This window comes from Mesorhizobium sp. C268A, assembly GCF_040324475.1.
Taxonomy (GTDB): Bacteria; Pseudomonadota; Alphaproteobacteria; order Rhizobiales; family Rhizobiaceae; genus Mesorhizobium.
Window position 1 is genome coordinate 2,001,012 of the sequence record NZ_JAMYVX010000001.1, and the last position, 15,174, is coordinate 2,016,185.

Consider the following 15,174-nt stretch of genomic DNA (forward strand, 5'->3'; position numbering starts at 1 on the left):
GGTCCGGCAATTCGCCGCCTATGGAACCGTCAGAGGGACAATGGCATGCTGAAGAGCAGCTTCGACAAGTATTTCCTCCACTTCAGGGGGTACATGGCGGCCATGGCTGCTGCAATCTTGCTGGGCATGACCCTGTCAGCGGGAGCACAGGAAAATTCCGCGGCGAACGAGCTTTTCAACTACCCGGACACTCTGCTGAACGGGATCGTCAGCGCCCAGTTTTCCAAGCCGATAGAAGAATGCCGGAAACTCTGCGAGGCGCGTTCGGGATGTCAGGGGTTTGACCATTCTCAAAAGGACGAGTGCCGCCTGTTCGCGAGCGTGGGCGCCGGACGCGTGAACGTGGGTTCGACCGCTGCGACGCGCAGCCTGCTTTCGAATTACACCGACCCGACAAATCCTCCGCTTGCAGCCAGGCTGGCGAAGCTCAAGGAAACCGACACTGACGGCCATGAACTCTTCGCGCTAAGCGAGGAGGCTTTCAAGCGCGGAGACCGGAGCGTCGGGCTGCAGGCGATCAATCTCGCAATGCAGAGAGGCAACCAGGACGCGAAGCTCGAAATGGCGAAATGGTATGATCCAAGGACCTTCGCGCCGGACCGCGTGGACGCGATCGACTCCAATAAGGCGGCGCGTTCGTATTTCGAACTCGCGCTAGAGGGCAATGCGCAAGCCAACAACCTGCTGAGCTCGCTTTGCGTCGACGCTAGCGACACGGGCTCGAACCACGCCAACGCATACGAGAATTTCCTTCGCACCACCTACTGCGAAGGGTCGATCAGTCCTTGACCCAACCGCTCTTACATATCGGTTTCATGGGTTGGGCCAAGGGAAGCGGAATGCAGCGGAGGCGGCATTGGTTGCGCGTGGTCGGAACAGCGTCGGCGGCGTTTCTGCTGACATTTTCGCTTGCGATGCCTGGAATTGCTACGCAGGCATTGGCGCAGGCGTCAGGAGGCGAACTTCTCGAATATCCAGAGACCGCATTGAGGGGAACCCCCAGTGCCGAGTTCCGGCGACCTTTGGACGACTGCCGGAAAATCTGCCTGGAGCGTTCGGGCTGCGCCGGGTTCGATCACTCCTCTTCAACCAACCTCTGCCGTTTGTTTCCAGCGGTCGCCTCAGCACAACCTGACCCGCTCTCGACCGGCGGCACCCGCCAGCGGATTCCAGGCTATCACGATCCCGCCAATGCCGAGTCCTGGTACTATGCGTCCTTCAGCGGGGTTGACCTTTGGGGGGGCGATCTCGTGTCAAAAGGCATCGATGCGCCCAACGCCGAAAGCTGCTCGGCTCTGTGTGACAGCCGAACCTCCTGCCGGGCGTTCACCTACAATCAGGAGGTGAATCGATGCTTTTTAAAATCGGGCTTCGATTTCGTGCAATCCTACCCTTTGGGACGGTCCGGCCTCTATTTCAAGGCTAAACCATCGGCCCCTCCTCCGACCTTGACTGCCGACTGGGAGCTTTTCACCCTGAGCGGCTTCATTGGAAACGGCATGGAATCGCCTGCGATCTCCTATCAGGAATGCATGGGGCAATGTCACTCGGACGGTGGATGCGGTGGGTTTACGTGGGTGACCGTGAGACCCAACCGATGTTTCCTGGTCCAGGGAACCAACCTGTACCCGGTGCGGCGAAAAGGCATGACGTCGGCGCGAAAAAACAGCCGGACGGTCACTCCCGACTTTGTACATCCCGTCGCTCCGAGGGATTAAAACATGCCGCCGCGGATCGCATTTCTCACCGCTGTTGCCTGCGCCTTTTTTGGCCTTTCCTCACCGCTGAAGGCTGACCCCCCAGTGCCGAGAGCCCGCATCCCAAACGTCGACCTGCATCGCATAATCGAAGACGCCAGGCTGCGTCAGATGATCGGGCAGATGGTGCTGGTTGGCTTTGTCGGCAGCGAGCCCGGTGCCGAGGGATACGCGAGAGTCGTCAGGCAAGCGGAGGAAGGAAAGATCACGGGCGTCATTTATCTGGGGCGCAATATCGACGGCCTGAAGCAAGTGCGGCAACTGAACGAGGGCCTGCAGCGTTTCGCGGCAAGCCCGCTGCTCATCGCTGTCGACCAGGAGGGCGGCCGTATCCAGAGGTTCACTGGAGCCATGGGGTTCAACGAGACGCCGAGCGAGGCGACTGTGGCTAAGTCCATGAGTCCAGACGAGGCCAGCGTGATTTACCAGGACCTCGCTTCCGCTCTCTCGGATCTGGGATTCAACCTCAACTTGGCTCCCGTCGTCGATGTCAACGTCAACCCGGCAAATCCCATCATTGGCAAGCTTGGCAGGAGCTTTTCCGCCGATCCGCAGACGGTCGAGGCATACGCGAAGGCTTTCGTCGAAGCGCATCGGGCGAAGGGAGTGCTAACGGTCTTGAAACACTTCCCTGGGCACGGTTCCAGCACCAAGGACAGCCACAAGGGCATGGCCGACGTTTCCAAGACATGGAGCGATAAGGAACTTCTCCCCTACAAGAACCTGATCGCGTCGGGAGATGTCGACATGGTCATGTCCGCCCATGTGATAAATAACAAGCTTTCCTTTTCGGCCCAAATCCCCTCCTCGCTTTCCCGCGCGACGTTAACCGGGCTGCTGCGGGACAAGATGCACTTCAAGGGCGTGGTTATCAGCGACGACATGCAGATGCAGGCCATTACCGACACCATCACCTTTGAGGACTCGGTGCGCCGAGCCGTTTTGGCAGGGAACGACATCCTGATATTTGCCAACGACAAACATCCAGACCCCCTGGTCCCGGAAAAAGTTGCCGCCCTCCTGTCCGAGGAAGCGCGCAAGGACCCGGAAATGCTTGAGCGGATACAGAAATCCTACGAGAACATCATGCGCCTGAAAAGGAAGCTCGCACCGGCCGTTTCCGAGGACACGACCATTTTACAGGAACGGTAGCGCGAGGCTGAGCAGGCGAGGAGGAAACATGCTGGCAGGTGGTCTTCGTCGCGGGATGGCGGGACTTCTTTTGGGACTTGCGGGCGCGCTTGCTGCTGTCGTGCCGCCAACGGGGATTCTGCCAGCGAACGCGCAGTCGACAGGAGAGTTCTTCAATTATCCACAAACCCTCCTGAATGGTACCGTCAGCGCGACGGTCAGCGTGCCGCTGAAGTCGTGCAGAAACCTCTGCTTCGCGCGTTCGGGATGCATCGGCTTCGACTACTCGTCGTCCGACGGTTTCTGTCGGCTGTTCGCGAACGTGGCTGGCGCGGTGAGAGCCCGCCACACATCGCCGGAACACGCAGTCTCGTCATGGGCTACCGTCCGCCAGCCAATCCGCCAGTCGCAGCTCAACCGACATCGCAGCCGAGCCAGGGTGCGTCGGAAGCGGAAGCGACGAAGCAGAAAAGCGCCACATCGCAAAAGACTGGCAAGCCTGCGGCGATCGTCCGAGCGAAACCAAGACGTAAAAAACAACGAGAGGCGACAAGTCAGCGGCCGGCAGCAAAGTCAAAAGCGGCCTCACCAGATCCGACCTCCTCGGCGTCGAGGGCACGTCCGTCTAAGTTCCGCATCTGCAACAACCATTTTGGGACCTTCTCGGTTCTCGCATCCCGGAAATGTCCGCTGAGCGGTCCCGGAAGCTTTTGAGGCTCTCTTCGGAAAGCGGCGGAGAAAGGCAACCAATGTCACAGATGAACAATCCGCAGGTGCTCCAAGTGTCCGAGCCACCATCGGACATGCATCCTGCGTGCCCGCGGAGGTTTGCTGATCGCATTCGGCAATTAAGCGGCAGAACCGTTGGACTACTGATAGGGTTTGTGGTCGCATTTGCGGCTGCTGTTGTTCCGCCGGCCGGAGGTCGGCCCGCAAACGCGCAATCGGCCCAGGAGCTCTTCCGCTACCCGCAGACCTTCCTGAACGGGGCGGTCAGCGCCACGGTCAGCGTGCCGCTTGAGGCCTGCAGCAAGCTTTGTTCCGCGCGCTCGGGGTGCGCGGGCTTTGATCATTCGTCGCATGGCGGCGTCTGCAGGCTGTTCTCGAGCGTAGCAGGCGCGCAGGAAAGCCAAGGACACACGGCCGGCACTCGCAGTCTGGTCACTGGCTATCATCCACCAGTCAATCCACCTGCCTCTCCACAGGCAGAACCGCCGCCGGAGCCTGGCGAGTTGGAAGAGGAGGCGGTGGCCGTCGCGCCACCATCCGGATCTTTCAGGCGTTTCCTCAACAGGGATATAAAGAGTAAGGCCGCAGAGACCCGTCAAGCTGACAACGTGGAACAGTGTGAATCCATGTGCCGAGCTTCGGAGAGCTGGTGCAGGGCTTTCACTTACGACGCGTGGAACAGAAAGTGCTTTCTCAAGGAGCGACAAGGCCAACTTTTGATGAACGCCCGCGCTACTAGCGGCGTTATCTCGGGAGATGACATGCCGCCGGCGTCGAGTGCGGCTCCCTATTTCGAGTATTTCAACGGCAAGGCTTTTTCAGGCAACGGGTTCCGGGTGCTGAGCGCCCGCTCTCGCAACGAGTGCGAACGGGGCTGCTCGGCACTGGACCAATGCATCGCCTTCGGATTCACCCAATCTCAGCAGCGCTGCGTCCTTTTCGACCAACCGGGCGAATATTCAAGCAGTCGGGGAACTGACAGCGGAGCAATACGCCAAGACTAATCAGAATGTGAGCTAGGGATCCATGGCCAAGTCGGCGAACGGCAGCTCCCGGAATCGAGATCCGGCGATCGAATGACTGAGATTGGGCGCATTGCGGTCCGGCAGCCTTGGGGCCGCATGCGGTCTGACCGCTTATAGAATTTTTGGGGATAGATGCCGTTTCGACGACGCTCAAAATTATGCTTCGTTCGATCACGTTGCGCATTGACCCCTTTCGACACCGCGAGTTGTCAACAACGTGCGACGCGAAGCTGCTGCTGTCTCCGAGGTCGCGAACCGCAACTTTTCTGGATCATGTTCGCCGTTCGAGGGGTGCGGCGGCTATTTTGAGGCGGGCACGGCCCCTCCTGCACTGTCCTCCGTCTTTTCCGTTGCGGGCGGCGCGATAAGGTTTCGTCTGAGCACGTCACCGAGTTTGAACGCTTCGGCGTTCGCGTCGAGCAACTCGCCCGCACGCGCCAACACGTGCGAGTCGAAACTCGCAAAGCCCAAAGGGACCGGCAAGCCCGATTGTTGGCCGATCGGCGCGTGGACCGTTGCGGCGACGAAGGCACCCGGGACGAGCAGCATTTCGAACCCGCCGGGAAATACACGGGCGTTCGACTCGTACCCGCGGGTGAAGGCTTCCTTCACCCAGCGCTCGGCGCGCTGTGCGGTCAACGAAATCGTCTCTACGTTCTGCCGCACACCGAGATCCTCGTTCAAGCGATTGATCTGTTCGCGGAACTGTTCGACGATTTCGGCCATGATCGAGGTGCTTCCCCAAAGTGGGGCCTGGGGCACCACCCAATAGATCGCAGCTGCGGCGTGGCGCGTTTTGCGCAGGCCGTAGCTTGCGACATCGAACAGCCTACGCGCATTTTCCTTGGTGAATAGGCTGCCGATGATCGGCACGGTCGGGCGGTCAGCACGGACGTCGCCGTGGCTCGTGAAGGCGTGTCGATAGAAGCGCTGCACGCTTAACCCATCGCGGCGCGTCCATTCCTTAAGATAGTCTTGGGCAAGTTGGATCAGGAGCTGGTATGCCTCGCCATCGTCTTCCCGCCGCGCAACAGCCATGCGCTCGACCATCTCGGCGACCGCAAGCCCCACTGCCTCACGATCTGACAACTCGTAGTCTGACTTCCACTCGGAAAGGTCGATGTCGGGTAAGGTTGGCTTGAGCCCCGATGACATCAACCGGACGCGCACGAGCGTCGAAAAGCGCTCCTCAGCCGCCACCCCGTCGATGGAATAGAGCGTGCGTCGCGGGGTCGAGATTGGATCGATCTTCAGCGCGAACTCGCGAAAGAACCGACGGAACGACGACGGCACCCTTTCCGTTGCCGAGCTGACTTGCTCAACGTCGGCCAGCGGCAGTTCGGGAAGGTTCCGCTCGAAGTAGCTCAGAAATTTCTTTTCGGCGGGCGCCAGCGAGATGAGGTCGAAGCCGACGCGTGCGATCTTGCGCTCGACCTCGTAGATAAGTGGTTCTTCGACACCAGGGCGGAAGAGCGAAAGCCCCGTCTGTGTCAGCGTGATGCGTCCCTCGCTCCGACGGATGTAGTCGGCGTCCTCGACCTCGTGGAAAACGTAGGCCATCTCGCGCCGGCTATATCCGAAGAAGGACTGGACCGCTTCCTCTGTGCAGCTTCCCATTGCGCGGACGAAGCGAATTAGAAACTCGGCTGTCACGGAGACCTTGCCAACATCAGCGACTTTGTGCTCGACGACGAACCGACGACAGGGCAGCGTTAGGTCGATCGTCGCCAACTGGAGCGGGCCGTCCTCCGATTCTTCGACGAGCCCCTCGCGCACGGGGCCGAGCGTCAGCTTACTGCGGGGCTGGACGGTCATTGTGCCTTCTCCAAGGCGCCATCAATGGGCGCGGCGTTGAGCCGATTCTCCAGTAAAGCCATTGCATCTACTTCCCTTGCGTGCCCGTATTCAACGTTACTGGCAAAGGCCCGCGCGATCCGGTCCATCGGCCCGGCCTCCTCCCATCGCTTCAAGCTACCCACGATAACAAGGCGGTCCATCGCGCGGCTGATCGCGACGTTGATGCGGTTGGGCCTTGCGAGGAATCCAGGCCGAATTGTCTTGAAGCCGCCCTGCACGGGCCCGTCCCAATTATTGCGAACAAGCGACACGATCACGATGGGGTTTTCCTTGCCCTGGTAGCTGTCGATCGTGTCCACCTTCATCGCGGCTCGCAGCGAGGGATGGATCGGTGCCAAGGCGATTTTGCGCCTCACGAGGTCACGTTGGGCCGAATAGGCGCAAATGATCCCGATGCCATGGGCATGCGTTGCTTGTTGGGCAAGCCAGTCGAGGAACAGCTGGCATTCGCTCCATCGCTTAAGAAGGCTTACGATCACGTCTGCCTCAACCGTATTGGTCAGGCTCTTGCGATGATTGGGATCGGCTTGCTTGGCGCGCTCGCCAAACGGCGCCGTGTCGAACCACGTGACAGGCGCGCTGAGGTCGGCAGGTAGCGCTTCTGCGTCGATGATCGGCGTCACGCGACCATGCTCAAGGCGCTTGCCATAGAATGACCGCGAGACAATCTCACCGATCGGGGGGAGCATACGATATTGCCGTCGCAGCGTGTGACCCGCGGCAATCCCATAGGGTGTCTCGAAGATGCGCTCGAAGTCGCTCCTCGCAACCTCCGCCACGCCCACGCCGAGGCGCTCGGCGACTTCGTCGACCACTGACTCCGGATGCTGTGGCTCAAGCTGTTTATGGTCGCCGACGAGTACGATCCATGCGCCCGCCTGGATCGGCACCGCGAGCTCGCTGGCGGTGCAGCGCGCCGCTTCGTCGACGATCACGAGGTCAAAGGGTGTTGAGGTCAAGCCAAGCGCCGATCTGCCGAGCCCCACACAGGTCCCAGCGACGATCTGGCGCGTTCCGGCGAGGAAAGTTTCGAGGCTCCGTTGCTCGGTCGAGACTGTTCCCACGAAGTCGCGTGCTAGCCCTGCGACTGCCTGGAACCTAGCAACACGGTCAGCGCTCGGGCGCTCGCCCTGCGGCATGGCCTGGAGGCAGGCGTCGACAATCGTCGTGACAATCTTCTCGGCCGCCAGGTCGGCGGGCAGCGTGTCGTCTATGCCAAGCGGCAAGACCTGCTGGCTGATTGTCTCGCGAAGCGCTGTTACTCGTTGCGCCGAACTTTCCTCGTCCTGCAAGCTGGCCAGCCGGGCCGCGACGGGCCTTATCGCAATCTCGACATGGGTCAGCGCGTCGGTCAGCGCCTCTGGAATGCCCAGTCCCTGGGCGGCGACGGCCAAGCGCTCGCGCATCTCGGCACGGAACCTATCCTTCTGGAGCTGCTCGACTCGCTCGACGTGGAATGGCAGCAGGCGGTCTGAGACAACACCCTCGTTACCGACGCGAAGGATGCTCGGTATCTCACCCGCCCGAGCGAAGAGCTTAAGCACGGCCTCGGCGGCATTGTTGACCGCTTCATGCGCTTGGCTTGCGAGCAGGACATTGCGCGCCAGCCCCAAGGTGAGAGCGGCATGCACCAACGCCGCAATGAAGACCGTCTTGCCTGTTCCCGGCGGCCCCTGCACGAGGGCGAGCGGGCGTGTGGCGAGCACAGCTGACAAGGCCTCGGCCTGCTGGTCATTGAGCTCGTACTGCTCCTTCAACTTTTCGACCGGCTGGCGATCGGGCAACGACTGCGGTGTTGCCGCGGTGCGCGGATCGAGGATTCCGATCAGGTTGCGCGTACGCGAGGTGCGCCCGACGATCCGCCTGACCGCAGCCTGGCGACGGTCGAGGCTGGTCTCCTCCATGCGGCTCCGGAAGCGAAGCTCGTCGCCCTCCTCCACTAGCGGCGGTCCGTTTCGCTGCTCCGGCCGCATGCTTTCCAGATAGAGCGTGTCAGGCTTGGATCGCTGGAGGTCGAGTTGGCCGACGGGCCGCCAATTGCCTCGGCGGTCCTCGCGCTCGACCATGACACGGTCACGCCGATTGTAGTCAAACGACCCACTCAGCAGGTCAAACTGGACCTTGTGCCGGTTGATGCTTATGTCGAAGACGCTGTCCTCGGCAACCTGCCCATAGGTGACCAACTCCCGCTCGGCATCGACGAGGATCCCCCACAGCATCGCCACGTCTACCTGACCGTTCGGCGGTGGCTCAGCAGCGATCGCCTCGATCAGGTCGTCCTCGGGCGACTCGCCTGAAACGATGTCGCGTTGTTCGGCGGGCTGCTCGCCCTCCGCGCTCACCTCGGCGTCCGTCGCCCTGGGCTGCGTCGGACCCAGGGCCGCAGTGACATCCTCGCGTTCGAGCAGCGGAGTGAGGTCTTCCAGATTGGTAACTGGACCGTCCTCGACGATGATGGCAGCTTCGAGTGACGCGAACTCGAACCTCTGGAAAAGCCTGATCCTTGACTGCTCCAGAGCGCGCCGGTTGAGCCGGTAGGGCTTTCCGTCAGCCCCGATGCTGACCTCAAGCTCCTCGCAGGCCCCGCGGATAATGAGCGTACGTCCCCAGGGGGCGCGGCGCAGGAAATAATGGCCCTCGTCCGGTAGCAAAGGGCCTGCCCCTACGTGTGGGCTAGCGAGCCGGATCGTCGCCAAGTCCGCGTCGTGCGGCTCGCCGGCCGCCAGCACATCGATCAAGGGAAGCAACGTCGCGTTCGCCGGGTCGTCGGTTCGCACCTTCGCGATTGCCTCGCGAAGGCGGCCGGATATTCTCGAATCGCTTCCGGCGAGGAGCTCCTCGCCGATGACTGTGACCGCGAAGCAATCGCGTTCGAAGCGACCGCCGCTCTCGGGGGCATAGCGCGCAGTTACAGTGTCGCCTTCGGTGGCCGTCGTAAAGTCACTCAGGTCGACGATAACCGGGTCGCTCGGTGCTGCGGGATCGACGAGGATGTTGGCAGGTTTGAGGTCGCCATGCGCCAGGCGAAGGGTGTGCAACTCCTCGACCCGCCGGGCAAGAGCGTCGATTAATTGAAGCCGCGCTTCCTCGCCAAATTGCTCCGGGTGCTCCGCCATCAACAGCGCGAGGTCGGGGCGATCGATCCACTCCTGGATCATGACGATCGCATCGCCCAGCCACATCGCACCCAGAATTTTCGCGCATCCCTCGGGCTCGACTGCCGAGAGCTCGGCGAGCTGATCTAGGAAATCAAGGATGCGCGATCCTTCCTTCTTCTGGTCGCCCCACGAAGCACGCTTCCAGACCTTTACCAGCACCTCGCGACCGTCCTTGCAGGAGCGCCACAAGGCGCGCGTCTCGTCGTCTCGCAGGATCTCGGCAGGCGGATAGGCCTGGAAGAGAGCCATCTGACTCTTGATCGCGCCGCGATGCCGCTCAAGCCCTGCTATGACTTCCGCAGGCGTGGGCCGGATGGCGACTGCAGCGTTGAAGGCCGTCAGCGCGTCTCCCGCGTCCTTGAACCGGTGCATTGGGTCGGGCGCGAGCGCGGACGCCAGCCAGCCGTAAAGTTCGACGTAGTCGGATGCCTTGTCGCACTCGCTGTCCCACTCGGGAATTCCGCTCGAGGTTGCAGGGCCCGTGCCCAGGAGGATGCGGTGAATGGCGGAAGCGGCGAGGAACACGTCGCGACGTTTAGGGGTTGTTTCGACTCCGAAGATGTCCTCTGGCAGCTTGCCTGTTGACAGAAACTGGAAGCGCGACTCGCCGAGCGAGCGAACATCGGGGTAGCTTGCCGCCATCAGGTGCGAGAGCCGAACGGTTGACGGTCGCTGCACCCAGACGCTGTGCTGTCCGAGGTCGAGGTGCGCTGCCTCCGCGAGGTGAAGCGCGTCGAGGGATGAGAGCAATTGGCGAGCCAGTTCGATTCGATCGACCCGGCTAAGGTCAGCTAGCTCGGAGCTGCCAAAATCTGTCAGACGGTGAAGCCGGCGCCGGCGGTCATAGACCTCCCAGTATCGTACGCCGAAGGTCGGGTCGCGCGTCTTGCCGCCGACAATCACGCTGTCGCACTGTTCGCTTCGGTCCTGCAGGTAGGCGATGACCTCCTGCTCGCGACCGGCGATCTCGCTACGTCCTTCTTCGGTCTGGAAGCGAGTTTCCGCCTTGGAGAAATCCCATAGCCGCAGGACTCCGAGGGTTGGCGACTGCCGTTCGTCGCTCGCCTCGAACTCCGCGAAGATTCCCTCGGGGTGCTCGAACACCGGTGCGGCGGACGTGGCATAGAAGCCACCATAGGTCCGTCGGCCAGGTACGAAGACGCCCTTGCTCATATTGAAGAACTTCGAGAGCTGGTCCTTCCACTCCGCCGAGGTCAGGATGCCAGCGGGTGGCCCTTTGCCGAACACCTCGATCCGCTTGGGAACCGACTTGAGCGAAGAAGTGAACGCCGCGACGGGCATTACCGCCCGCCGCTCGGTCTCCGAAATGCCGCTGAGGTCTGTGGCCTTGGTCAGGACCACAAGGCCCTGTACCCTAGGGACGATCGGCTTTGCGCCCTTGGCGTGGCGCTTGAGGTGGGCCTCGAGCTGAATGAAGACGTGGCGCGCGTTGGCAGATATCTTCGCGACCGGCGACGGGCCATGGTCCCGCCCGGCGTTGTACCAATGCCCATCGCGGCTCTCGATCGGGCCGAACCAATCCTTGAGATCGACGACCAGTATGCGGTCGTCCGCCACGATGATGACGTCGATCTCGCGGCTTGAGCCGGGCGCGGTAGCAAGGTCGAGGTTCGTATAAGCGAACCAGTGCGAAGGCAATGAAGCTAAGGTCTCGATGCCCTTCACCTCGCGCACATGTAGGCCGTTCCCGCAGTTGATGATCTTCAAGCGAATTCCCCCGAGCCGCTACCGCGGCCACTCCAGATGTTAGCTTTCGTTTTTGCGCTGGCAACTTCCTTTGAGCAGGATACGCGCCTTGGCGGAAGGGGGTAGATCATAGCGAACAATGTTGTCCAGAAGATCGCGGGCCACTGGCGCGGGTCGACCGACTACGTCGCAGTCCTCGACCGAACGGCGGCTTCGGGGCTCTGCCGTGGACTATCAAGATGGCGATCGGAATGTCTGCTTCCAGGCGAAGGCAAAGTTTGCCTCACCGTCCGAAATTGGGCGCGAAGCAGCCTTGGTCAAGTGAGGCTCTCAGCAGTGCAGCCTCCAGTGATCCACAACACAGCCCAACTAAGCCAACTGTGCACCGTGCGGCATTCATCGCCGCCGCAGCGCGATACCGCCCTGTTGCCGACCTTCACAAGCACACCTTCCTTGGCCTCGATGTCGGCAAGTTCCCCCCTCGCCGCCAACAACATCGCGCATTGGCCGGCATCAATCATCTCCTGTGCGGCGCGGCACAGCCGACAGGTCTTGCCTTGTCCGGAACCGAAAGTGGGGCTTCGATCGACGCCGGCACGCCCCGCACATCCAATGGTCCGATCATATCTCGCCACCTGCAGGGCGTCTCGATTTGACGAAGAATCCACGGTATGCGCCGCGCCAAGGTCAGCCGCGCAGGATGAGATCGACCGCTTGAAGCAGGGCGTTTGCGAAAAGCGACACGCCGACCCCGTGCCTAAGCCGAGGAGCTGCGCCACAAACGCCTTGCGCTTGACGGAGATCTCCTCGCGCTCATCGACGAGTTCGGCCAGCATAGCATCGATCTCATCGGTGATTGCTGCCTCCGACCAGCCCGCCACTATGAGGGTCGCCAGAAACGCCACACTTCAGGAGCGTCCAAGGTCTCGGCGATGTGGCTGAACACCTTCCGGTGATATTCTTTCCGTCCGCCAGCGAAAGCGCAGCTCTAAGGTATCGAGATCCGCTGGACCTTTGCCATTTCGATGCGCGTTGCCGATTGACTCGACGAACTTTGCGAACGCATCCGTCCCATCGAGATTGTGATGAACCGGAATTCGGTTGGCTGTGCACCATTGCCCGCGGCCTCAAACAGATCTGGCAGCACCTCTTCAACGATCGTGCGCGAAGTCCAAGGCGCCATTCCCCGGCGGATCTTGATTTAGTCGACCCTGCGGACCACAGGTTGGAGCGTCTGGGCATCGCCGCCTCTCGCGCGCTCGACGACGATGCGGACGCTGGCACCGTCGCGGTTGGCTACCACTTCTTCGATCATTGCGGTGAGGCCGGCCTTCAACGTTGCAAGCAACTGGTAGAGGACACCGGAAAAGTTCCATTTCCCGACCGTCAATGCGCCGCCATCGCGCTGGTTCGCCATGCAAACGTCATATCCGCGACGCCCTCGAACCCAATCCCTAAGCCGAATTATACCGGCGCGATCCGATTGAAATGGCGACTGACGCGTATGGCTTTTTGAACGCCGTCGAGTACAACTCTCGCTATGGGGATCTCGCTCTATCGACAGTTCCGGAAAACCTTAAAGGGGACGCCGCTCACCGGGCGCTATATGCCCTACAATTGGTCGAACTTGCCCAATCCGATTGGCGTCCAATGGATGGCGTATTCGTGGATGCTCGACGAATTTGGGCGTGAGCTCTCCAATACCATCAATAGATTTACCAACGACGTCCATAGCCTGACAGCTTGGTCAAGGGTGATCCAGTCGCTAACGCAGAAGAAACAATTTGACGCGACCCATGAATTCATCGACACACTCGCCACCAACGCCTTGAACTCTCCCTATGTAGTCAAGGGGCGCTTCGGCTTCGCCGCCGCCCATCTGTGCCATCAGGCGAATATGCTCAAGCGGCCAGCCACCTGGAGCGACGACCTGCCGCTCGACTACGACATCTATCCCCACGTGGCTGACAAGTATGGCAAGTCTTGGCGAGGCTACAAAGGACTTAAGCGCGCGCTTGACGCCATTGGCGCAAGTGCCTTCCGCGGTGGCACCGACGATTTCCGCAATGCCTACAATCATCGTTTCTCGCCGCGGTTTGTGGTTGGAATGACGCAACTCGTAACGCGGATCGTCAACGAGAAGACGGGCCAGGTCCGTTACGGGTTCGGCGGACGTGAGCCGCTCGACCTTGCCAAGATTGTGACCTTGCTGGAGCGAGAACAGATGCTGTTCTACGTCGCGTTCGCTAGCTTCCAAGAACTCGTACGCGAACACGAAGCGGCAATCCGAGAACAAGCCCAATGCTAGTCAGCGAATGTTCAGTGGCGCAGGGGGAGTGCGCCGATCTGAGGGGTGCATTCAATATCTGCGTCTAGAAACTGCCGTCCGGTGCGGGCAACAATTCTGTCTGAAATCAGATCCTGGACAGAGTCGTTCTTCTATTGCCGGCAACAAAGCGCAATGCGGGACAGAAAGATTGGTTGGAATGATGGATTGGCTCCGGAGGGGCGGCGGTCTCTTGTCGCCGTCGTCAGCGCATTGGATTCATCGGCCATGACGAGTGGTGAATCTAGGCTGGCTGGTTTTCTGTCTTGCTTGCTTATCACCCCTTTTTCTCCCACAACTGACGGAACGTGCCTTGCTTCGTCAAGCTCCCTTTGGATATAAGCCACACAAGGTCGACCTTGGGAGGAATGTAACGTGCGAAAAGTTGAGACGGCGCTCAAGCTGCTTTCGATGACTTCAGGCAACGGTCCCGACTTTGCCGGACATTGGAAAAACGAGCTTGGTTCGAAGATGTTTCTTGCCGTTGTGGGGAACAAAGTGTCCGGTTCATATACGACCGCGAAAAGCGGGAGCGGGAAGTCCTTGACCGGAGACGTGGCCGGATTTGTAAATGGCGATCTAATCTCGTTTGTCGTCGCCTGGCCGGTAGCAGCGATAACTGCTTGGGTAGGGCAACTGACTACCGCTGCAGATGGTTCAGACGTTCTCGACACTCTTTGGCAGATGACGCAAAACGTTGCCGATGCCGAGGAACCCGACGATATGTGGGCTTCAATCAACGCAGGTGCGGATCAATTCGTTCGGGAATAGCCGCTGCCAGGTTTCGGCTGTTGCTCTCGCTCGAAGGTTCGGCGATGGTGGACCTGTGATCTGACGAAGGCTAGAATAGCCGGTCTTACCTGTCCCGGATGTATAAGTTCGTCAGACCATTTGGCGCACCGATTTTGACCGCAGCTTGCCAATTGCGAGGATTTCCGCAACTTGGCAACAAGGACGGCGTCTGGCTGACCTTGTTCCTCGACCACCTGGCCCGATCCGGATCTAGCCGCCGAATTGGCAGCGGTGCCCTGGGCGCGCCTGGGTATCAGGACGGTGATTTCAGCGGAGAATCGTATGACGAGGCTGCTGCATCAGACGACCGAGGGGCTGAGCGAAGTGGCCGTGCCTGACTTCACCTTGGCGCAAGTGCGTGAACATCTCCGCCGGTCCGGCCGCGATCCTAAGTTCCTCCCTGACGACGTGCTGCTGTCGCTTACACGTCCCACATTGGCGGCGATCTATTGCCGAATTCCCGGAAGCGAGCGCTGGGCCGGCTGTCAGCGAATATGAGCTAATCGATCGATATTGGCGAAGGGCGACGATAGAGAACCGCACCCAGGCGCGTTCCATGCCAGCGACGGATATGCTTTGCTCCGTCTCGCTGGCACGCTACTTGATGGGAGTGCGATCTATCCGTGGACGGCCAGCGTTGCTGCCAGACTGGCCGTTGCAGACGCGACTCGCGATCGGCTCATCACCGCCGG

At 60.6% G+C, this 15,174-nt stretch carries 12 protein-coding genes; 8 read left to right on the top strand and 4 right to left on the bottom strand.

Annotated elements, in window-relative coordinates; genetic code table 11:
• The first annotated feature begins 45 nt into the window (after nt 1-45).
• The 5 genes from NKL06_RS09780 to NKL06_RS09800 are packed head-to-tail and all read left to right on the top strand — an operon-like array spanning nt 46 to nt 4,621.
• The gene (locus tag NKL06_RS09780; protein ID WP_023692436.1) at nt 46-789 is read left to right on the top strand and encodes a PAN domain-containing protein; all 744 of its coding nucleotides are present in this window, start codon (nt 46-48) and stop codon (nt 787-789) included.
• Nucleotides 786-1,718, top strand: coding sequence for a PAN domain-containing protein (locus NKL06_RS09785; RefSeq protein WP_023692437.1), 933 nt, complete (start codon nt 786-788; stop codon nt 1,716-1,718). Before NKL06_RS09780 ends, NKL06_RS09785 begins: the two co-directional genes overlap by 4 nt.
• A 3-nt stretch (nt 1,719-1,721) precedes the next feature.
• Nucleotides 1,722-2,909 (top strand): glycoside hydrolase family 3 protein, encoded by a 1,188-nt coding sequence (locus NKL06_RS09790; protein ID WP_023692438.1) that lies wholly within the window; start codon nt 1,722-1,724, stop codon nt 2,907-2,909.
• A 55-nt stretch (nt 2,910-2,964) separates the two neighbouring features.
• Nucleotides 2,965-3,582, top strand: a complete 618-nt coding sequence (locus tag NKL06_RS09795) for a PAN domain-containing protein (RefSeq protein WP_352581192.1) — start codon at nt 2,965-2,967, stop codon at nt 3,580-3,582.
• A gap of 55 nt (nt 3,583-3,637) precedes the next feature.
• Nucleotides 3,638-4,621 (top strand): PAN domain-containing protein, encoded by a 984-nt coding sequence (locus NKL06_RS09800; protein WP_023711806.1) that lies wholly within the window; start codon nt 3,638-3,640, stop codon nt 4,619-4,621.
• 321 nt (nt 4,622-4,942) lie between these two features.
• On the opposite strand, the gene NKL06_RS09805 is transcribed toward NKL06_RS09800, so the two are convergent.
• The 4 genes from NKL06_RS09805 to NKL06_RS09820 form a co-directional block, all read right to left on the bottom strand.
• Entirely contained in the window at nt 4,943-6,457 is a 1,515-nt protein-coding gene (locus tag NKL06_RS09805) for a hypothetical protein (protein ID WP_023692440.1), read from the bottom strand.
• Nucleotides 6,454-11,385 carry an AAA domain-containing protein gene (locus NKL06_RS09810; protein ID WP_023692441.1) on the bottom strand — a complete coding sequence of 1,644 codons (4,932 nt, stop codon included), beginning with the start codon at nt 11,383-11,385 and terminating at the stop codon, nt 6,454-6,456. Before NKL06_RS09810 ends, NKL06_RS09805 begins: the two co-directional genes overlap by 4 nt.
• A 296-nt stretch (nt 11,386-11,681) precedes the next feature.
• On the bottom strand, nt 11,682-12,269 hold the full coding sequence (locus tag NKL06_RS09815; RefSeq protein ID WP_023692442.1) for a hypothetical protein: 588 nt from the start codon (nt 12,267-12,269) through the stop codon (nt 11,682-11,684).
• Between the two features lie 296 nt (nt 12,270-12,565).
• Nucleotides 12,566-12,781: a hypothetical protein gene (locus tag NKL06_RS09820; RefSeq protein WP_023692444.1), complete on the bottom strand. Its 216-nt coding sequence runs from the start codon at nt 12,779-12,781 to the stop codon at nt 12,566-12,568.
• Between the two features lie 123 nt (nt 12,782-12,904).
• On the opposite strand from NKL06_RS09820, the gene NKL06_RS09825 reads away from it, so the two are divergent.
• The 3 genes from NKL06_RS09825 (at nt 12,905) to NKL06_RS09835 (ending at nt 14,980) form a co-directional block, all read left to right on the top strand.
• Nucleotides 12,905-13,672 (top strand): hypothetical protein, encoded by a 768-nt coding sequence (locus NKL06_RS09825; protein ID WP_023692445.1) that lies wholly within the window; start codon nt 12,905-12,907, stop codon nt 13,670-13,672.
• A 393-nt stretch (nt 13,673-14,065) separates the two neighbouring features.
• A complete protein-coding gene (locus tag NKL06_RS09830; protein WP_023692446.1) occupies nt 14,066-14,461 on the top strand; it encodes an avidin/streptavidin family protein in 396 nt (131 codons plus the stop codon).
• 303 nt (nt 14,462-14,764) lie between these two features.
• Nucleotides 14,765-14,980 (top strand): hypothetical protein, encoded by a 216-nt coding sequence (locus NKL06_RS09835; RefSeq protein WP_023692447.1) that lies wholly within the window; start codon nt 14,765-14,767, stop codon nt 14,978-14,980.
• The last annotated feature ends 194 nt before the right edge of the window (nt 14,981-15,174 follow it).